This window comes from Massilimicrobiota sp. An142, from assembly GCF_002160725.1.
Lineage (GTDB): Bacteria > Bacillota_I > Bacilli_A > Erysipelotrichales > Coprobacillaceae > Allocoprobacillus > Allocoprobacillus merdigallinarum.
This window is the reverse complement of sequence record NZ_NFLD01000008.1, coordinates 80,095-101,147: the sequence shown is the minus strand read 5'-3', so window position 1 is coordinate 101,147 and position 21,053 is coordinate 80,095. Positions and strand designations below refer to the sequence as shown.

Annotated in this window: 19 protein-coding genes; 14 read left to right on the top strand and 5 right to left on the bottom strand. The window is 31.5% G+C overall.

All coding sequences use genetic code 11. From position 1 onward, the window contains the following. Positions 1-130 precede the first annotated feature (130 nt). On the bottom strand, positions 131-862 hold the full coding sequence (locus B5E87_RS05525) for an ATP-binding protein (RefSeq protein WP_087243929.1): 732 nt from the start codon (positions 860-862) through the stop codon (positions 131-133). Beyond that, a complete protein-coding gene (istA, locus tag B5E87_RS05520; RefSeq protein WP_241147137.1) occupies positions 859-2,412 on the bottom strand; it encodes an IS21 family transposase in 1,554 nt (517 codons plus the stop codon). The genes B5E87_RS05525 and istA overlap by 4 nt, the downstream gene beginning before the upstream one ends. Before the next feature lie 458 nt (positions 2,413-2,870). Between istA and B5E87_RS05515 the strand changes: the two genes are divergently transcribed. The 4 genes from B5E87_RS05515 to B5E87_RS05500 all read left to right on the top strand — a co-directional run bounded on the left by B5E87_RS05515 (position 2,871) and on the right by B5E87_RS05500 (position 8,428). After that, a complete protein-coding gene (locus B5E87_RS05515) occupies positions 2,871-3,704 on the top strand; it encodes a DegV family protein (protein WP_087243927.1) in 834 nt (277 codons plus the stop codon). Between the two features lie 63 nt (positions 3,705-3,767). After that, positions 3,768-6,428 (top strand): DEAD/DEAH box helicase family protein, encoded by a 2,661-nt coding sequence (locus B5E87_RS05510; protein WP_087243926.1) that lies wholly within the window; start codon positions 3,768-3,770, stop codon positions 6,426-6,428. Positions 6,429-6,569: 141 nt separating this feature from the next. Further along, positions 6,570-6,911: a DUF5684 domain-containing protein gene (locus B5E87_RS05505; protein WP_224762573.1), complete on the top strand. Its 342-nt coding sequence runs from the start codon at positions 6,570-6,572 to the stop codon at positions 6,909-6,911. A 77-nt stretch (positions 6,912-6,988) separates the two neighbouring features. Next, positions 6,989-8,428 carry a glycoside hydrolase family 1 protein gene (locus tag B5E87_RS05500; RefSeq protein WP_087243924.1) on the top strand — a complete coding sequence of 480 codons (1,440 nt, stop codon included), beginning with the start codon at positions 6,989-6,991 and terminating at the stop codon, positions 8,426-8,428. A gap of 44 nt (positions 8,429-8,472) precedes the next feature. Here B5E87_RS05500 and B5E87_RS05495 read toward each other — a convergent pair whose 3' ends face one another. Continuing rightward, the gene (locus B5E87_RS05495; protein WP_087243923.1) at positions 8,473-9,627 is read right to left on the bottom strand and encodes a CapA family protein; all 1,155 of its coding nucleotides are present in this window, start codon (positions 9,625-9,627) and stop codon (positions 8,473-8,475) included. Between the two features lie 84 nt (positions 9,628-9,711). On the opposite strand from B5E87_RS05495, the gene B5E87_RS05490 reads away from it, so the two are divergent. The 4 genes from B5E87_RS05490 (at position 9,712) to B5E87_RS05475 (ending at position 12,096) form a co-directional block, all read left to right on the top strand. Next, complete coding sequence (locus tag B5E87_RS05490) at positions 9,712-10,131, top strand: GNAT family N-acetyltransferase (RefSeq protein ID WP_087243922.1); 420 nt, start codon at positions 9,712-9,714, stop codon at positions 10,129-10,131. A 95-nt stretch (positions 10,132-10,226) separates the two neighbouring features. Continuing rightward, positions 10,227-10,598: a GntR family transcriptional regulator gene (locus B5E87_RS05485; RefSeq protein WP_087243921.1), complete on the top strand. Its 372-nt coding sequence runs from the start codon at positions 10,227-10,229 to the stop codon at positions 10,596-10,598. Between the two features lie 2 nt (positions 10,599-10,600). Beyond that, complete coding sequence (locus B5E87_RS05480; protein WP_087243920.1) at positions 10,601-11,446, top strand: ABC transporter ATP-binding protein; 846 nt, start codon at positions 10,601-10,603, stop codon at positions 11,444-11,446. After that, positions 11,443-12,096, top strand: a complete 654-nt coding sequence (locus tag B5E87_RS05475) for an ABC-2 transporter permease (RefSeq protein WP_087243919.1) — start codon at positions 11,443-11,445, stop codon at positions 12,094-12,096. Before B5E87_RS05480 ends, B5E87_RS05475 begins: the two co-directional genes overlap by 4 nt. Positions 12,097-12,267: 171 nt before the next feature. On the opposite strand, the gene B5E87_RS05470 is transcribed toward B5E87_RS05475, so the two are convergent. Then, on the bottom strand, positions 12,268-12,918 hold the full coding sequence (locus tag B5E87_RS05470; protein WP_087243918.1) for an HAD family hydrolase: 651 nt from the start codon (positions 12,916-12,918) through the stop codon (positions 12,268-12,270). Positions 12,919-13,053: 135 nt separating this feature from the next. Here B5E87_RS05470 and prfA point away from each other — a divergent pair, with 135 nt between their 5' ends. The 5 genes from prfA to B5E87_RS05445 all read left to right on the top strand — a co-directional run bounded on the left by prfA (position 13,054) and on the right by B5E87_RS05445 (position 18,203). Continuing rightward, positions 13,054-14,130: a peptide chain release factor 1 gene (prfA, locus tag B5E87_RS05465; RefSeq protein WP_087243917.1), complete on the top strand. Its 1,077-nt coding sequence runs from the start codon at positions 13,054-13,056 to the stop codon at positions 14,128-14,130. After that, complete coding sequence (gene prmC / locus B5E87_RS05460; RefSeq protein WP_087243916.1) at positions 14,127-14,981, top strand: peptide chain release factor N(5)-glutamine methyltransferase; 855 nt, start codon at positions 14,127-14,129, stop codon at positions 14,979-14,981. Before prfA ends, prmC begins: the two co-directional genes overlap by 4 nt. Positions 14,982-14,985: 4 nt before the next feature. Continuing rightward, positions 14,986-15,486, top strand: a complete 501-nt coding sequence (locus B5E87_RS05455) for a GNAT family N-acetyltransferase (RefSeq protein WP_087243915.1) — start codon at positions 14,986-14,988, stop codon at positions 15,484-15,486. 152 nt (positions 15,487-15,638) lie between these two features. Next, positions 15,639-16,304: a response regulator transcription factor gene (locus B5E87_RS05450; RefSeq protein ID WP_087243914.1), complete on the top strand. Its 666-nt coding sequence runs from the start codon at positions 15,639-15,641 to the stop codon at positions 16,302-16,304. Between the two features lie 3 nt (positions 16,305-16,307). Next, positions 16,308-18,203 (top strand): sensor histidine kinase, encoded by a 1,896-nt coding sequence (locus B5E87_RS05445; protein ID WP_087243913.1) that lies wholly within the window; start codon positions 16,308-16,310, stop codon positions 18,201-18,203. A gap of 22 nt (positions 18,204-18,225) precedes the next feature. Here the strand turns inward: B5E87_RS05445 and B5E87_RS05440 are convergent, their stop codons facing one another. Next, entirely contained in the window at positions 18,226-18,687 is a 462-nt protein-coding gene (locus B5E87_RS05440) for a YbaK/EbsC family protein (RefSeq protein WP_087243912.1), read from the bottom strand. A gap of 162 nt (positions 18,688-18,849) precedes the next feature. Between B5E87_RS05440 and B5E87_RS05435 the strand changes: the two genes are divergently transcribed. After that, positions 18,850-21,036 carry a SpoIIE family protein phosphatase gene (locus B5E87_RS05435; RefSeq protein ID WP_087243911.1) on the top strand — a complete coding sequence of 729 codons (2,187 nt, stop codon included), beginning with the start codon at positions 18,850-18,852 and terminating at the stop codon, positions 21,034-21,036. Positions 21,037-21,053 lie beyond the last annotated feature (17 nt).

Sequence of the window (21,053 nt, the reverse complement as noted above, 5' to 3'; positions counted from 1 at the left end):
TGATTATTCGCATGTAAAAGCACTGGTAGTCGCAGACATCTGCACCACCTCAATCGCATAAAGTGCACCACTTATATTTATACACAATTATAGTCAATCATGTCCAAACATGATTGACCTTTTTAAAAAATTATTTTTTGATTCTAAAGTTTTCATTACCCATATACACATCTATTCTATTATGAATGATTCTATCAAGCAATGCCTCTGTTAATGTCGATTTATGTAATTTATCATACCAGTCTCCTGATGGATACTGACTGCAGAAAATTGTTGAACATTTATCATGTCTTACCTCCATAAGCTCAGATATAAACTGTTTTTCTTTATCAGTCATTTCATACATTAACCATTCATCTAATACAAGCAGATCGTATTTTGCGTATTTCTTAACTACTTGTGATAGACTTTTACCCATATTCCTCAGTTCATTATACTTTTCTAATAGCTCAGGCATTCTAATGTAAAATATTTTATATTTTTGTTTTGCCGCTTCATTTGCTAATGCACATGAGAGCCATGTTTTCCCTGTACCACATGGTCCATGAATAATGATGTTGGTTTTTAATGTAATATAATTACATGTAGCCAGTGAGCTAATCAGTTGATGTGTAATGCTTCGATTGTCAGTATAGTGAATATCTCTTAGATCTGCATCTACATAGCGTAATTTAGCCGATTTCTTTAATCTTCTTACCGTTTCGTTATATCTTTGCTGATAAACAAAGTCGATGACCATATTTATTTTTTCATCAAATGTCAAAGTAATATAAGCAGGATTTGTTTCAATCAATTTAATGGCATCTACAACATCTATAATCCCAATTTCTGATGCTTTTCTTACAGTTTCATTATCTATCATTTTGATTTGCCTCCGTAGAACTCTGCACCTCTCAGGTGTCCTGTCGTTTTTCTTTCTTCAGATGCATTTCCTTGTTTTCCTAGTTTATCTTGATTGTTAGATAGAATGGCATTAAGATGTTTATATCTAGGTGATGGATATTTACTTAAAGCTATCTGGCAGGATAATTCAAGTCTTTCATTTGAATATTTATCACTTAGATGTAATACGCTCATTGCAGGGTTATAACCCTGTTCCTTAACTTTACATCTTTCAAATATAATCTCTACAACCTTTCTTGTGTAGGGTCCGATTTTGCTCGCCCATTTTTTTATACGCACATCATCCCACTCACTTACTTTCACTGATTCAGGCATATCCTGTTCATAGGTAGAATATTTATTCTTTATATAGGCAGGAAACAGCTTGTGGATGTTGATTCGCTTGTTTTGATAATAAATAGTCAATGTTGTTTCTGACACTTTTAGATCAACGGATTTGCCTACATATTCATAAGGAACTGAATACCAGTTTTTTTGATAGGTGATATGGCAATTGACTTGTACTTTTCTGGAATAAAACCAATGACATACTTCAAAAGGTATTTCAGGAAGTGGTTTAAGTGCCTGCTTTTCAACAGCTTCAAATATTTCTTTTCTGCTTCCATCTCTTTTCTGGAATGGAGTAGTATTAAACTCATCAAGCTTTTCTCTTACTGCTTGATAAAGTTCTTCGAATGAATGAAACTCTACATTTCTTAATGATGCAATAATGGTTGTAGCTATTTTGCCAATGGTACCTTCGACACTCGCTTTCTGCTTAGGTTTTCTGACTTGTGCAGGCATAATAGCTGTCATATAATGATTTCCAAAATCAGAATACATATCTGTGAGAATGATTTCTCCTTCTTTAGGATGACTGACAACACCTGTTTTAAGATTGTCACATACAATTCTAACTGTTGAACCACCGAAGTATTCAAACATATGTTTATTACAGTTAATCCATGTATTCATTTTCATATCCTTGGTAGGTTCCACATAAGAATATTGAGAAAATGGTAAAGTTGCGACAAACAGATAAACTTTAACCAATTCACCAGTAGAAGGAACCATGTAATGCATTGTAGGCCCGGACCAATCAATTTCTGTACGAATCCCAGGTTTGTGTTCAATGTGGTTGGTATAGTTGTGTCTTTCGACATGTTGAGCATAACCTCTACAATATTTTGAGTAACTTACTGGATATTTACCATCCTTAGCACTCAAGCAATATTCTTTCCATAATAGTTTTAAGTTAACACCAGGCTTAGACAATTCTTTATGAACATAGTCATAATCCACTGCTAAATAAATGTTTTCAGATTCGTACATTTCAGGGAAAAATAATTTACCCAGCTCATCATCTGAGTACTGATCAATAGTACTGATATCGAATTGAAGCACCTCCATTCTATGTTTTGTTTTGGATGAGGTATGTTTACTAATATGATATTGTTTGGATATCGTATTGAGGGATATGCCTCGATCAATCAATTGTAAACATAGTCTCAAATTGAATTTTACAGCCATAATAAAAGCTCCTTTCATATAATATTAGAGACAAAGTCTCCAACATTATAATAATATAAAAAAGACCACCTATAATATAAAAGGTGGTGCAGTTGCGTATATTCAATAATATCATCTCAGTGGTGTAGTTATTGAAATTGGTGGTGCACTTTATGCTATTGATGGTGCAGTTTATTGCAAATAATCAATGAATGTAAGCATATGTTTTCCCTTCTTTCATCCTTATTAAACACTATAGAGTAACTACAAGGTCAAGAATTTTTATAAAAAAGTTCTCTTTCTACTTATATAATACACCTATACATAAATAATTAAAATAATTTATGCAATAATGAAATAAAAAAATAAATTGATTTTTTCTCTATCAAATATGGTTTTAAAAACTACATTTATATTGACATTCCCATATATATTTGTTAATTTATAATTAAGAGATTATGGATACGAGGAGATTGGATATGAAGATTATTACGGATACGGGAGCTTTACTATCACCAAAGGAAGGGGAAAAAATAGGGGTTGATGTTCTTCCTTTAAATGTTATAGCTGATAAAAAGAGTTATAAAGAATATGTTGATGTGACAAGTCAGGAATTTTTAGATATTGTCAAAGAAGGACATGTACCTAGTTCATCACAGCCTTCTATTGGTGAAACAATGGAATTATTTGAAAAATATCCAGAGGAAGACATTTTGGTTATTAATATGGCTGATGGATTATCAGGAACATATCAAAGTACAGTGAGTGCAAAGGAAAGTGTAGAACATAGTGAAAATATTCATGTTATTAACTCTATGACTTTATGTGGACCACAAAGGTACTTAGTAGAAAAAGCTGTTGCTTTAAGAGAACAGGGATTGGATATTCATCATATTATGAAAGAATTACATAAAAGCATTGCATGTGAAAAATCATTTTTAATTCCTCAAGACTTTGGCTTTTTAAAACGTGGAGGACGCTTAACACCACTTGCAGCAACACTTGGTGGTATGTTGAAGATTACACCTATTATGACAACTACAAAAGATGCTAAAAGATTAGAAAAATATGCTATGAAAAAGACTTTTAAAAGTGCTGTTAAAGAAATTATGAAAGCTTTCCAAGAATTAGGTGTGAATGAAGACTTTAAAATTTATGTGACACATGCAGGGGTTTTGAAACAGGCTCAAGATGTTGTCAAACAGTTACAGACTGTTTTTGAAAATACAGTCATTGAAATGTATGATCTTTCTCCTGTTTTTATAGCTCAAGGTGGACCGGGTTGTATTGCTGTTCAAGCGATTAGAAAATAAAGGAATAAGGCTGTTAATGATGTCATTAACGGTCTTTTATTATATAATGAAAAAGAGGTGATGATGGTGAACTGTCAAGATATATTAGAGTTTCAAGGTGTTTGGAGAGATTATCAACAAAGAGTATTGAATCAATTAGATATTTATAAAAAAGATCATAAAATTCATATTGTCGCTGCGCCTGGTTCAGGAAAAACGACTTTAGGTATTGAAATTATCAGACGCGTTAATAAACCAGCATTAATTCTTGTACCAACAATTACTATTCGACAACAATGGGTGACAAGAATCAAAGAAGCTTTTTTAAAAGCAGGATTGAAAAGTGAGGAATATATATCACAGGATTTAAAACATCTTCGATTGATTAATGTTTCAACGTATCAATCTATTCATAGTGCCATGCGAAAGGTTAAAGATCAAGAAGATGAAGAAAATGTAGATTATCAGGATTTTTCTTTAATTGAAGCTATAAAAGAAGCAGGAATAGAAACATTATGTTTAGATGAATGTCATCATTTAAGAACTGAATGGTGGAAAGCGTTGGAGGATTTTAAAAAGCAAATCACTACTGTTTTTACAATTTCCTTAACTGCAACACCACCATATGATTCTTCCATAGCCATGTGGACAAGATATTTAGATATGTGTGGAGACATTGACATAGAAATTACAGTACCTGAATTAGTCAAAGAAGGGAGTCTGTGTCCACATCAGGATTATGTTTATTTTAATTATCCAACAGCTAAAGAAGAAGCAAAGATGAAAGAATTTCAAGATGATGTACAAAATGTTTTTTCATTTTTCATGCATCATCAAAAATTCCAACAGGCTCTTTTATCACATCCATATGTGAGATCTATTCAAAATTTAGATAAAGCATTAGAAAATCCAGCGTATTTATCTTCTCTATTGATTTACTTGGAAAGTCAACAACTCTCTTATCCAAGAGAATATTTAAAAATATTGGGAACAAAGAAGTTGGAGAAGATGTCTATAAAATGGATGGAAATTTTATTGCAGGGATTTTTCTTTGATGACAGGGATTCTTATATTATCAATGAGGAAGATTTTGAAGAGCTTTACAAATATGTCAAATCACATGGATTGATTGAGAAAAAGAAAGTCATTATGCAAGTTGATATTGCTTTTGAAAAGATGCTGATTTCTTCGGTTGGAAAATGTGAAAGTATTCGAGATATTGTATGCCATGAATACAAACATATGAATAGAGAGTTAAAATTATTAATTTTAACGGATTATATCAAAGGTGAATATGAAAAAGCTATTGGTGATGATACAATGAGTGTGCATGCTTTAGGGGTTCTTCCTTTCTTTGAAATGTTAAGAAGAGAAAGTATTCAACATCATCAACCATTTCATTTGGCAGTCTTATGTGGATCTATGATTATCATTCCTGCTTTTTTAAAAAATCAATTAAGACAACTTGTCTCACAACAAATAGAAATGACATTTCAGCCATTTAAGGCCATTGATGATTATGTTAAAGTGAATGTGAAAGGAAATCATCATGAAATCATAGAAGCAGTGAGTGATTTATTTGAACAGGAAGATATTCAAGTTTTAATTGGGACAAAGTCATTGCTTGGTGAAGGTTGGGATTCACCTTGCGTAAATACTTTAATTCTCGCAAGTTTTGTTGGTTCATTTATGTTAAGTAATCAAATGCGTGGAAGAGCCATTCGTACCTATCATAAAAATCCTGATAAAGTGAGTCATATCTGGCATCTTGTCTGTGTTCCTCCTCAAAAAGGAATTATCAATCATAGACAGGAGATTAATCAGACTGAAAGTGATTTTGAAAACTTGAGAAGAAGGATGGAACATTTCTTAGGCCTTCATTATGATAAAGACTTTATTGAAAATGGTATTGAAAGATTGACAGCAATTCAGTATCCATTAGATCGTTCACATATTAAAAAAACCAATCAAAAAATGTTAGAATTATCCTCTCAAAGAGAACAGTTAAAAGAAAGATGGGATCGTTCTTTAGCTATATATGATAAGATTGAAGTTGTTGAAGAAGTAGACATGGAAGATCAAAATATGACAAGTGTCTTATTGTATGATGCGATTAGACATGTGTTATTAACTATACTGAGTTTTGTACTTACAGGTATTTTGATATGTGTACTAGCAAGGCTTTTACACATTCAAAGCAAGTCTATGATTTATGTTTTATTTTCTTGTATTTTCATTGGTGTTGTGAGCGTGTTATGGAGATTAAAAAAAGTATTTACATGGATGAATCCTTTGAATCGTTTACAGTCTTTTGGTGATGGTATTTATCAGGCTATGTTAAATATGCATTTGTTTGAAATGTTGAATTGCCGTGTACAAACTGAATCACAGGCGGTTTTATACTCTATTTATTTAAGTGGAGGAACTGCTCATGATAAGGCTTTATTTGCAAAATGTGTGAATGAATTTTTTGATGAAATTGATAATCAACGCTATATCCTTTACAACAAACATCAAAGAAATAAGATGGATAGATACTTTGTCGTTCCTGATATTTTTTCTAAACGTAAAGAAGATGCGATGATTTTTGCGCAGTGTATGCAGCCTTATATAGGAAAATATCAATTGATTTATACAAGAAATGAAGCAGGAAGAAAGATTTTGCTTCAAGGAAGAAAAGATGCTTTAGCTAATAGACAAAATAGACTCTTAACAAGAAAGAAAGTTAAAGGGACTTTGGAATAGATTTATTTTGATGTCAATGCCTATATAAAATTTATTTCAGTGTTTGAAAATAAGAAGAAATCATCTGGTTTTGATTTAAGATTATTGGACTATTGTTATTGTCAATAGTCCTTTGTGCTATAATAAGAAAAGGAGAGGATTATGATGCAGGAATTTTCAAATATATTTTTAACAGGTGGATTCATTATATCATTAATAAGTATCATAGCGTGGTGGCAATTATTCAAAAAGGCTCGTTTAAAAGGATGGTATGCATTGATTCCTATTTATAATATTTATTCTTTTTGTAAGATGGTTACAAGCTCTGGATGGACAATGTTGATAGTCCTGATTCCTTTTATTAATATCATATTTATCATTTATCTCCTTATGAGATTATCTTATGCTTTTGGGCATGGATTATTATTTGCCTTAGGATTATTTTTCTTTTACCCAATCTTTATTTTGATTTTAGCTTTTGGGCAGTCAAGATATATAGGTTAAAGACTTTCAAGTTATGAAAATGAATATGAAAAAATGGGAATATTGATTATAATATGGAAAAAGGAGGAATGAAAGATATGAGTTTCCCAAGTGGATTTTATTGGGGTGGAGCAACTGCTGCTAATCAATTAGAAGGTGGATGGCAAGAAGGTGGAAAAGGTATTTCTTGTCCAGATATCTGTACAGGTGGTACAGCAACAACAAGTAAAAGAATTACACCAGTTTTAGAAGAAGGAACTTTTTATCCTAGTCATGATGCAATTGATCATTATCATAGATATAAAGAAGATATTGCATTATTTGCTGAAATGGGATTTAAAATGTATCGTTTTTCAATTGCATGGACAAGAATCTTTCCAAATGGTGATGAAGAACAGCCAAATGAAGAAGGATTAAAATTTTATGAAAGCTTAATTGATGAATGCTTAAAATATGGTATTGAACCAATGGTCACTATTTCTCACTATGAAGTTCCATTTAATCTGACAAAGAAATGGAATTCATGGGTAGACCGTAGAATGATTGATTGTTATTTAAGATTCTGTAAAGCTATTTTTACACGTTATAAAGGTAAAGTGAAATATTGGTTGACATTCAATGAAATCAATAGTGCAACAACACCAATGGGTGGATTCTTATCACAGGGAATTTTAAATGAAATCAAAGCTATGGACTTTATGGATCAGGTTGATAATCCAAACAATCGTTTCCAGGGATTACATCACCAATTTTTAGCAAGTGCTTTAGCTGTGAAAATGGCACATGAAATTGATCCAAATAATCAAGTTGGATGTATGCAAATTATGGCAACAAGTTATGCTTTAACTTGTCATCCTGAAGATGAAATCGTGAACCAACAAAAAGGGCATTTAATGAACTGGTTCTGTAGTGATGTGCAATGTCGTGGAAAATATCCTAACTATATCAAGAGATATTTCAAAGACAACAACATTACTGTACATATGGAACCTGGTGATGATGATATTTTAGCGGCAGGACCTGTTGATTTCTATACATGTTCATATTATATGTCAAATTGCCAAACTGCTGACGAATCAAAAGGAACTGGTAAAGGTAATATTTTAGGTGGGGTTCCAAACCCATACTTAAAAGCAAGTGACTGGGGATGGCAAATTGATCCAATTGGACTTCGTTATTCATTAAATGAAATCTGGGATCGTTATCAAAAACCAATCTTTGTCGTAGAAAATGGTTTAGGTGCTTATGATAAGATTGACGAAGATGGAAAAGTTTGTGATGATTATCGTATAGACTATTTAAGAAGTCATATCCAACAAATGCATGAAGCTGTTTTAGATGGTGTTGATTTAAGAGGTTATACACCTTGGGGATGCATTGATTTGGTTTCTGCTTCTACTGGTGAAATGGCTAAACGATATGGATTTATCTTTGTTGAAAGATATGATGATGGAACAGGAGATTTCTCTCGTCGTAAGAAAGAATCTTTCTATTGGTATAAAAAAGTCATTGAAACAAATGGTGAAGATTTAGATTAAAAAATAACCGCGCTTTGAGTGCGGTTATCATTTTATAAAGCTATTTATTGAAGTTGATGATTTGATAGCTTTTCAGGTATAAGTTTTTGATAAGTTTGTTGAATCCATTCTTTTGTCAGACCATTATGATAATGATAATGTGATGTTTCATATTGAGTTGTATATTGATCATAAGGAATAAGTTTAAAGTTTTGTAAATGTTCATCATAGTAATTGATAACAGGGATATAGTCAATGTTTTGAATAGAAATTTGATTATTTTCTTCTACAATGTCAAGTGAAACCATCATTGAAACATTATATGCATTTTTAAATTCCTGGTGAGTACGATCGACAATAGGGTCTGCACTTACAAAATTTCCTAGAGAATACATACATAAAGTGCGATTATTATTGATCCATTCCATAGGCTGTGAACAATGAGAATGATTACCAATAATAATATCAACACCTAAATCACTAAGCAATTGAGATACTTCTTCTTGTTGAGTTGAAATATCATATGTAAATTCATTTCCCCAATGCATCATTGCAATCAAGACATCACAGTTTTCTCTAGTTTGAGTTACTTCTTTCGTTAATAAATCTTTATATGCCTGTGTCATTTTTCGGTCACTAGGACGATTAAATAAAGCAACTTTGGCTTGATTTTCATCACTGACAATTTGATTTGTTGCATATGTATAAGATACAAAACCAAACTTTATTCCATGAATAGTCATATATTTTCCTTGATCTCTATCATCTTGATTATAGTAAGTTCCCACAGCTAAAATATCTTTTTCTTTTAAGAAATCAAGGGTATTATCAATGCCTTGATTTCCTCGATCATTAGCGTGGTTATTAGCAGTTGAAACGACTTCTAAATCAAGCGATGCTACCTGTTTACCAATTTCACGAGAAGCATTAAAAGAATAGCCTGTCCCAGAAATGTTCAGTTCTTTACCACCAATAGGTGTTTCCAGATTAGCAATAGATAAATCATCATTTTGTAGATAAGGTCTTACCAAATCATAATAGCCTTTATCTTGGCTATCATCTTCGATCCAGTCATAATAAGGCTTCTCATATAATAAATCACCAATAAAATGACAGCTTACTGTGTTTTTTGTTTCTTCTTTTTGAGGTTGTGTTTGTGGTTGCGGTTGACATCCAACAAGCAAAAGGACCAAACAAACAAATAATTTTATTTTTTTCATGAAATCACCATAATGATTGTATAATATTGTCGAAAGCTGTTCAATACCTATGATATAATAAAATATAGAGAAAAGAGGGTTTATATGATTGAAAAAGCAAGATTAGAAGATTGTGATGAGATTTATGACTTAATGTGTATATTAGAAAATCAAAAATTGGATTATGATCATTTTAAACAAACTTATCACCAGGGAATCAATAGTAATGATGTGATATATCTGGTTTATCGACAAGACAAAATATTAGGGTTTTTAAGCTTTCAGATTCATCATTATTTACATCATAATCAAGATACAGGAGAAATTGTTGAACTGGTTGTTTTACCAGAAAGTCAAGGTCAGAGAATTGGCGGACAGTTATTACAGGCTATCGAAGCTAAGGCCAATGAATTGCGTTTAGAACAGATTGAATTATCAACATCGACTTATAGAAAACAAGCTCATCACTTTTATGAACAAAATGATTATGAGATGTTGCATTATAACTATACAAAGAATTTATAGAACTATAAGATAGTTCTTTTTTTGTATATAACAGTATATATCAGTTGACAACAGTTTCATACTGTTATATACTGTTTATGAACAGGAGGGAGAAAATGAAAATGATTATTAATCATTCTTTAATGACACCTATATATGAACAAGTTGTTGATCAAATCAAAACAATGATAAGAAAAGGAGAACTTAAAGAAAATGATCAGTTACCATCTGTTCGTACTCTCTCAAAAGAGTTGAAAATAAGTGCCCTGACTGTCAAGAAAGCGTACGATAACTTGGAAGAAGAAGGGTTTGTAGTGACAGTTCATGGAAAAGGAACATATGTGAGTGCGAATAATCGTGAATTGTTATTAGAAGAACAAAAAAAGGAAATCGAAGCCGATTTGGAAATGGCCATTCAAAAAGGTAGAAGATGTGGAATCAGTGATGAAGAATTAAAGAGTTTATTTGAGATGATTCTGGAGGGTTAATTATGTTAAAGGTAAAACATTTAAAAAAGAATTATGCTTCATTTTCATTAGACTGTTCTTTAGAAGTCAAACCAGGTTATGTCACTGGCTTGATAGGACAAAATGGAGCTGGAAAGAGTACAACATTTAAAGCTATCTTAGGATTAATTCAATGTGATGGTGAATCAATTGAAATATTTGGTCAATCTGCTTTGAATGAAGAGGATAAACAGTTATTAGGTGTTGTTTTATCGGATTCAGGTTTTAGTGGATATTTAACAATATCAGATATTATTCCTATATTAGAGAATTTATATAAACGATTTGATAAATCATTCTTCTTACGTATGGTGAATCAGTTTGAATTGCCTAAAAATAAGAAAATCAAAGAATTTTCTACAGGGATGAAAGCAAAATTGAAAATTATCGTTGCGATGAGTCATCAGGCTCAACTGTTGATTTTGGATGAACCAACAGCGGGGCTAGATGTGATTGCGAGAGATGAATTGCTTGATATGATGAGAGATTATATGGCAGAAGATGATCAAAGAGCTATTTTAATCAGTTCTCATATTTCCAGTGATTTAGAAACACTCTGTGATGATGTCTATATGATTCATGATGGTCAAGTGATCATGCATGAAGAGACGGATGTCTTATTAAGTGAGTATGCTTTATTAAAGGTAGATGATCAACAATTTGAACAGTTGGATAAGGCGTATATCTTAAAATACAAAAAGGAAAGTTATGGTTATAGCTGTTTGACTCATCAAAAACAATATTATAGAGAAAATTATCCTAATATTGTATTAGAAAATAGTCATATTGATGATGTGATGACAATGATGATTAGAGGTGAAAAATCATGAAAGGTTTATTGATTAAAGATTTTAAATTGATGTTGATGCAAAAGAATTTCTTTATCATTATTATTGTTGTGGCATGTTTGATATCAATCAGTTCGCAAGATCCAACTTTTATGATTGGTTTTATAACATTGATTTTATCATTATTTACCGTCAGTACGATTTCTTATGATGAATTTGATAATGGTTATCCATTCTTATTAACACTTCCTTTTTCTAGAAAAACTTATGTTTTAGAAAAGTATGTTTATGGATTGATTTTAGGAACAGGAGCCTGGATAGTATCAGTGATAATATGTGGTTTGATGCTTATTGTTCAGGGGAAGCCCGTGACTTCAGATATGTTGATTGGAGCTTTTGTGATTTTACCGATGTTTCTTGTCATAGAATCATTGATGATACCTGTTCATCTGCGTTTTGGTGGAGAAAAAGGAAGATATGCTCTCATTGCTTGTGTAGGGGTCCTTGTTGTGATTGGATTTGTGGTGATGAAAATAGTGGAAATCTTTCATATCGATGTTCTTCCATTGATTTTAGCTATTGATGCTTTAGGTCCAGTAATGTTTATGGTGATTCTTTTGATGATTGGATTTTTAATTATGTTGGTTTCTTTAAAAGTCAGTCTATCTATTATGAATAAAAAAGAATTCTAGGAGAATCATCAATGGATTTTACAATACTCATGGTTGTGTTGCTTTTAGGGGTTGGGATACCGACGAGAAATAAGGCTATTCGAGCTTATCGTCAAAGAAAGAATCGAAAGAATAGAAAAAATGATCAATGAAAAAAGATTATCAGTTTTTGAGGCTGATAATCTTTTATGTTTATAAATTGTCAATATAATCAATCACTTGATGAAGTGAATCAAGAATACAAGTTGTTTTGTTAGCATAATCTTCATCAGGGTATTTCATATCTGGAATACAAATCACAGATATATGAGCGTTATGGGCTGCTTGTATACCTGCTTCACTATCTTCTAAGACAAGTGCTTCACTTGGCTGAACATTTAACTTTTGACAAGCGTTCAAGAAAACATCGGGAGCAGGTTTTCCATGTTCGACCTCATCACCACAGATGACATCATCAAAATAATTGAGAATGCCATTATCAGTTAATAAAGCATTGACTCTTTCACGACGACTTGAAGTAGCAATCATTGTTTTATAATGATGTTCCTTTAAATAAGTCAACAATTTCACAAGACCATCTTTTAATGGAACACCTTCTCTTGCAAATTGTTCATCCATTAACTGATGTACCTTTTTCGCAACTTCTTCAATAGGAAAATCTTCGCCATATTGATCAAACATTGCACGTCTTGTTGCTTCCATAGTACGCCCTAATAAAGTTGTATAAAACGCTTTTGTCATTTCTAAGTTCATCGTTTTTAAAACATCTTTATAACATTGATAAGTGACATTTTCTGTATCAATCATTAATCCATCCATATCAAAAATAACCGCTTTTAACATTTTTTATTCCTCCACTTTATATTGAGTATAAAAAAATGATCTATCTGTGTCAATGAAAAAACAAAGATTATGACAAGATTATTTTGCTTATTTTAAATGTTTATATTATAATGGTAACGGTTTGGAGGTTAGCGTATGAATAATATGATGGAAAGATTGGAAACAATCGCAAGAAGATATGAAGAATTAAATGAAATATTAATGGATCCAAGCATTGCAAATGATGTTCAAAAGATGACAGAAGCCTCTAAGGAACAGGCAAGTCTGGAAAATGCTTATCAGTTATATCAAGAATATAAAAAGGTTTTAGATGGAATTGAAGAAGCGAAAGAGTTAATGAAGGAAAATGATCCTGAAATCAAAGAAATGGCTGAATTGGAATTAAGTGAATTGGAAGAAAAGAAACCTCAAATTGAAGAAAAATTACATTTAGAATTAATTCCTAAAGATCCAAATGATAATAAAAATGTTATTGTAGAAATTCGTGGAGCCGCTGGTGGAGATGAAGGGAATATCTTTGCAGGTGACTTATATAGAATGTATGTCAAATATGCAGAATCACAGGGATGGAAGATTGAAGTTTTGGAAGCACAGGATAGTGAAGCTGGGGGCTATTCTTTGATTTCCTTTATGATTAAAGGGGAAGGTGTTTATTCAAAATTGAAGTTTGAATCTGGTTCACATCGTGTACAACGTGTACCAAAGACAGAAACACAGGGACGTGTGCATACTTCTACAGCGACTGTGCTTGTGATGCCTGAAGCAGAAGAAGTTGATTTTGAATTAAATCCATCTGATTTAAGAATTGACACATATCGTGCATCAGGTGCAGGAGGACAGCATATCAATAAAACAGATTCAGCAGTACGTATTACACATATTCCTACTGGTGTTGTGACAACTTCTCAGGATGGACGTAGTCAGCATGACAACAGAGATAAAGCAATGCGTGCAATGCGTACAAAATTATATGAAATGAAATTACGTGAACAGGAAGAAGCAATTGGCAGTGAACGTCGTAGTAAGATTGGAACTGGAGATCGTAGCGAAAAGATCAGAACATATAACTATCCACAAAATCGTGTCACTGATCACCGTATTGGATTAACAATTCAGCAGTTAGACCGTATTATGGAAGGGAAACTGGATGATATTATTGAAGCTTTGATGAATGAAGATCAAAGATTGAAACTTCTAGGAGAAGAACAATGATTTTAAGAGAACTGATTCGTCAAAGTGAAGCCATGCTTGATGAAAAAGATAAAGACTGTAATGTTGCGAAAGTTCTGTTTTATCATTTGGCTCATAAAGAGCCTCATCAATTGTATCTGATGATGGATGAAGAAGTTGATGAAGAATTATTAAAACAGTTTCAGGATGGTATGCAAAGATATATGAATGGGGAACCTATTCAATATATTAATGGAAAAGAAAACTTTTTCTCTAGAGATTTTATAGTCAATGAAAATGTGTTGATACCACGTTATGAAACAGAAGAACTGGTAGAAAATATTCTTTATAAAATTGATGATTATTTTGATGATTATTCATCTATTGATTTATGTGATGTAGGAACGGGTTCAGGAGCGATTGCGATTACTTTGGCATTAGAAGAACCAAAATTAAATGTCGTCGCAACAGATATCAGTGAAGAAGCATTAGAGGTCGCTAAAGCGAATGCCAGTGAATTAGATGCCCAAGTGACTTTTTATCAAGGGGATATGTTAGAGCCATTGATAGACCGTCAACAGAAGTTTGATATATTTGTATCCAATCCACCTTATATTCCACAAGATCAGGAAATTGAAAGTGTTGTGAAAGATAATGAACCCCATGTGGCTTTATTTGGTGGAAATGATGGTTTGTATTTTTATCGAAAGATCTTTAAAGATGTTCGTCATGTTTTAAAAGACCGTGCTTTACTTGCTTTTGAAATGGGATTTGATCAAAGAGAACTCATGTCACAGGCAGTTGAACAGTATTTTCCAGGTATTCCTTATGAAATTATCAAGGATATCAATGGAAAAGATCGCATGTTGTTTATTTATTATCATTTGAGTTAACATTATGGAAAAGATTTTAGAAACATCAAGATTATACTTAAGACGTTTAGAAGTTACAGATGCTATGCGTATGAGTGAGTATCGTCAAAAAAAGGAAGTCGCTTATTATCAATCATGGAAAAAGTATTCAGTAAAAGATGCAACAAAACGTATTCAGCAATGTTTAAAGTTAACAGATTTGAATTTACCAAAAACAAATTATCATTTAGCAGTTATCTTAAAAGAGAATGATCAGATGATTGGTGATTTATTTGTAGATGTGGCTAATGAAAAGGTTTTTGTTTTGGGATATACAATAGATAGTATTTATTGGTCTCAAGGTTATGGAAGTGAAATTGTGGAAGCTTTTTGTGTGTTTATGAAAGAACAGTATCATTTTCAAAGAGTGATTTGTTATGTTTATAAGGATAATCAGCGTTCAAAACATTTGTTAAAAAAACTTGATTTTCAAAAGTTTGAAGAATCTTTCTTCTATCATGATGAAGGGTATGTCAAATATTTATAGCTCTATGTCAACAGCGATATGGATGCCTAGTTAAATAAGTAGCATATATTGCTTCAAATGATTGAATGAGGACTAAATATCCTCATTTTTTTTATTTTTCATATTTTTTCCATAAATTTATATTATAATAAAGAAAAATAGGAGGTGTTTATATGAAAGTCTTATTGGTTGAAGATGAAAAACTAATACGTCAGTTCATTGTAGAGTATTTTCAAAAACAGGGAGAAGAAGTTATTGAAGCCAGTGATGGATATGAAGGTTTATCACTATTAGATGATAGCTTTGATCTTGTTTTATTAGATATTATGATGCCTGGTATTGATGGTTATGAAGTTTGTAAACAGATTCGTCAAAAGAATGATATTCCTATTTTATTTATTAGTGCTTTAAGTGATGATGATAATAAATTAAAAGGATATGATCTTGGTGCTGATGATTTTATATCTAAGCCATTTACACCTTCATTATTATATGCAAAATGTAATGCTTTATTAAAACGCTTTAAAAAAGATGAGCAGGGGATGATTATTGAAGAAGGAATCATCCGTATTAATGATGATACGCATGAAGTTTATATTGATGGAGAAAAAGTATCTTTATCACATAAAGAATATCAGATGTTGATGTATTTTATTGATAATAAACGTAAAATTTTATCTAGAGATCAGCTTTTAGATCGTATCTGGGGTTATGATTATTATGGTGATCAGCGTATTGTTGATACTTATGTCAAAAAATTAAGAAAAAAATTAAAAGCAGCTTCAGTCTATATTCAAACGGTAGTCAAAATTGGCTATATGTTTGATTCTAAGGGGTAATCTATGAGAAAATTAAACTTTAGTTTAGTTATCAAAATAGCCTGTATTATTTTATTAGCTTTTTTAGCAGTATTAGGTAATGAAATTCGTTTAGGGATTGAGCGCTATATTAAAAACACATTAGAAACTGATGCTGAAATAACGATTCGTAACTTAGATAAGTTTGCCAAAAATTATATTGAAAGAATTGCAGTGAATCCAGTTGATTTATCTTCCCAACAATTTTTAAGATTATATCATCATGCGCTTTCTGGGGATTTAACGAAAGTCAAATGTTTGGTTGATGCTGATGGAAAGATTTTAGATATGTCTAGAGATGGGGTTGAAGGACCATCATTATCTTTGATTGTTGAAAAAGATGATACGAATTATTCTGTTGGTATTGATTTTTCTTCATTGAGCCAAAAAGATTTGGAAAAATTGGAGAAGGTCATTATACAACATCAAAATTCACAATTAGATATATCTATTGATGTTCATATAGGCCAATATAATGAATTTAATGGTGAAATGAGAGATTTGGATTTTAAAGAAATAAAAGTCAACAATCAGACAGTTATTGAGCATCAGGTTGAAGGTGAAATAACACATATAGAAGGTGTTGCCAGTTCTTATATGAGTGCCAAGATGGAGCTGTTGTTTCCATATTCAGCAGATGGTTTATCATATTCTTCTAATTTAACGCAAAAAGCAATGTTAACTGATTATCATGATGCTTTTAATGGATTAAAACAGCAAATTCAAAAAAACTTTGAACAATTTAAGGATTCAGGAAAAGAATTTAATTCATCAATTTATGATTATACACAATACTATTTGATTAATCCTTATGAATATAATGGTAAATATTATTCTACCATTATGATGCGATTAGAAGATTGGATCACACCTAATCAAACGCAAGAAGAAGTCACTGTAGATGCAGCAACAGTAGGTTATATTTTTATAACGCAGGAATATGAAAATCTACGTATGAAAAGTTTACAACAATTTATGTATGATAATTCATCAACGTATATTTTAGCTATTGTTTTGATTATTATTATGTGCTTTATTGTGGCTTATATGATTGTTCGTCCAATCAAACAATTAGAATTAGCTGCCTGGCGTATTTCTCGTAAGCAGTTTGAATATCCTATTGATACCTCACGCCATGATGAACTTGGTGATTTGGCTCGAAGTGTTGATAAGATGAGTAAGGAATTAGAAAAAACAATCAATGATTTGCATCAGGAAATTGAACGTGTTCAACAACTAGAGGTTGTCAGAAAAGAGTTCGTTTCTAATTTTACACATGAAATTAAAACACCACTAGGCATTATTAATGGTTTTAGTGAAATGGTTGAACTGGAACAGGATGAAAAGAAACGTAATGAATACATACAAATCATTCAAAATGAAACAAGACGCATTAATGAACTTGTTTTAGCTATGTTAGACTTATCAAAACTAGAATCTCAAAATATGACATTGGATCTTGAAGAAGTAGATTTATTAGATATCGTTGACGAAGCTTTAGAATCAATGGCTTGTCTGTTTGAAGCACAGAAAGTTCATTTGAAAACTGATTTAGATTCTAGTATTATCCAAGCCGACCCTTTTAAGATAGGAATGGTTATTACAAATTATATAAGTAATGCTTTGCGTTATACAGAAGCAGGCGAAGAAGTCATTATTCATTTGGACGAACATTGCTTCTCGGTAGAAAATACAGGGGCCCATATCCCAGAAGAAGACATACAAAAAATCTGGCTCTCTTTTCATAAAGTTGATAAAGCCAGAAATGAAGGTGGAACTGGTTTGGGGTTAGCTATCTGTAAAGCTATATTGGAATTGCATCATTTTGAATATGGTGTTGAAAATACACCACAGGGTGTCCTCTTCTATTTTAAATATTAGTTCCCTTTAGGGGGAACTTTTCTTATTGACAAACATCTATCCAGTCTTGAGGATGGCAACATTCTTCTAGTTCATGACAAGATAAACGAATCGCACTATGATCATTACCAGCTGCAGGGTAGACGTATGCTAACTTTTGTAAAGAGATATCAAGATAAATTTGTACATTGTCTTTGACTGCAAAAGGACATACACCACCAGGACTATGTCCAATATAGGATTCAACAAGTTCATTAGGAATCATTTTTGCTTTTTTATGGAAGTATTGTTTATATTTTTTATTGTCAATTTTGGCATCACCAGCCATAACAATTAACAAAGGTTGTTCATCTATTAAAAAAGATAAAGTTTTAGCAATCTGTTGAGGTTGACATCCTAATGCTTTTGTGGCTAATTCAACAGTTGCGCTAGAATCCTTTAAATCAATAATACGATCTGCTAAATGAAGTTGATGAAAATATGTTTGAACACGTTTATATGACATAGTTATGACCTCCTTTGATGTCTCTCAGTTTTAGTATAATCTTTTGAATAGGATAAGTAAAATCTATAGAATGATGACTGTTTAAAAAAATAATGATTGTCTTTTAAATATGACAAATAATGCAAAAAGGAACCTCTATAATAATGGCAAGAGGTGGGAAAAATGGAACTGATTCTTAGTCCTAGTCGTATGAAAAAGATTAGGTACCAATTTATTTTTTATATAACTTTAATTTCTTTTTTAATTTCTATTGTACATATTTATTCAACATCATTATTATTTGCATTGCCTTTTTTTTATGTGTGCTTTATGTGTGGGTATCAGTCTATTATAGGTTATGCTATAGGGCTTGGTATAGGGGTTATATTCTTAGATGTTCCTTATGATGTTTTTGTGATAAGTGCTATATCTTTTGTTATTTTAGAATTCTGTTTACTGTTTCAATCCATGAAATCAAGATATGTGCCCTATCTTTTAACATTGATTGGAGGCATCTATTATGCTTATATTCAAATAGATTTACTTTCAACTTTATTACTCACTATTTTAACATATATCAATACAATGATTTTCACATCTTTAACACCGATATTTATGCATGGCGAAGCTGAGCTTTTGACTCATGAAAGAATGAAAGCTTTAACAGTTGTAATTCTTATATGTACAATGGGGTTATTGCCATATTCTCAAATGTCAACAATGATATTAATTCGTATTTTTATTTTAATTATGATTTATCATGAATGTTTAGATGATTTATTGCCAGGATTATTTTATAGTGCTATGTTGATGCTGTTGATGGATCTAGGATATAAAGATGATATTTTATCTTTTTTACTACCCCTTTTCTTTTTCTATATGATTCCTTGTCATAAAAAATCAACTATCGTCTCTCTGTATTTTGTATCTCATCTTATTTTGCCATTCTTTTTAGATTTTCAATATACATATCATGGATTTATTGTCGTTGCCAGTGGCTTGATTTTTTTCATTTTACCGATGCGTTTACATAAACCTGTCTTATCTTCAAGTTACCAGGAAATGACTTTTAAACAACAATTATCAAAACAGGTTGATTCTTTCTGTCATTTATTTGAACAGATGACAGCTCTGTTTACGAAAGCACCTGCACCTAATCGTTCTTTAGAATATGTGGGTTATATTTATGAAGATATGTGTCAGAATTGTTCAAGTCAAACCACTTGCTTTCATAAAAAATATGGACCACACCGTTTAGTCAAATTAATGAATAAAGGATTAAAAGAAAGTTATAGTGAAGCTGATGAAGATTTTATTCATCAATATTGTTTAAATCCAGAAAAATATCTAGCTTTAGTACAGCAGTATCGTAAAGATTATCGGAAAATCAGACGAGTTCAGGAAGAATATAAAGTGATGAAAAATGATCTCTACCATCAATTTTCATTATTAAATCATGTTTTTCATCAGTTTTCTCATCAACTGGAAATTGGACATATTGAAGAAAAGCATATTTATGAACATATGGAAGGTTATCATTTTCAATTGGCACATCTTAAAAAATACTATGAATCACAATCAGTCTATTATTTAGAAATAGGTCTATATGATATGACTAGAGAAGAAATTGAAAATGAATTTATACCGATTCTTGAAGCTTATCTTAATGAAACATTGGATATAGAAGTTATCAAAACACCCATGCATCAGTTAGGTTATACATATCTTGTTTTAAAACATCATACCCGTTATTTTATTCAATATGGAGTCTCACAATGTGCTAAAGAAAGTATTGCCTGTGGGGATAGTTATACGATTTTTTCTATGAATGAAAATGACTATTTTGCCTTGAGTGATGGTATGGGACAGGGACAAAAAGCAAGTGATGATTCAAGCTTGACATTAGATGTCATGAAACAGTTAATTACAAATGGCATTTCTTTAAATGATACCATTCAATCAGTGAATGCTTTATTAAAGATTAAAAATCGTAATGATATGTTTACTACGGTTGATATGATAGAAATCAATCTGGTCAATGGAGTGACAACATTTATGAAATATGGAGCTTGTCCAACCTATATTTTACGTGATCATGAAATCATAGAAGTAGAATCTAAAACGTTACCGATGGGTATTATTTCACCACTTGAAACAATGATTCAAAAACAAACTTTGAAAGAAAATGATATGATTTTTATGGTAAGTGATGGTTTTTCAGGACATTTTAGAGAATTTTTAAAGGATAATGAATATTTGATTGGTGATGATCATCCTAAAGATATTGCTCATTTATTTATGACATTGGCAAATGATGAACAAAGGAATGATGATATGACCATCATGGTTTTAAAAATATGTAAGCAATAATCCCAAAATATTGGGAT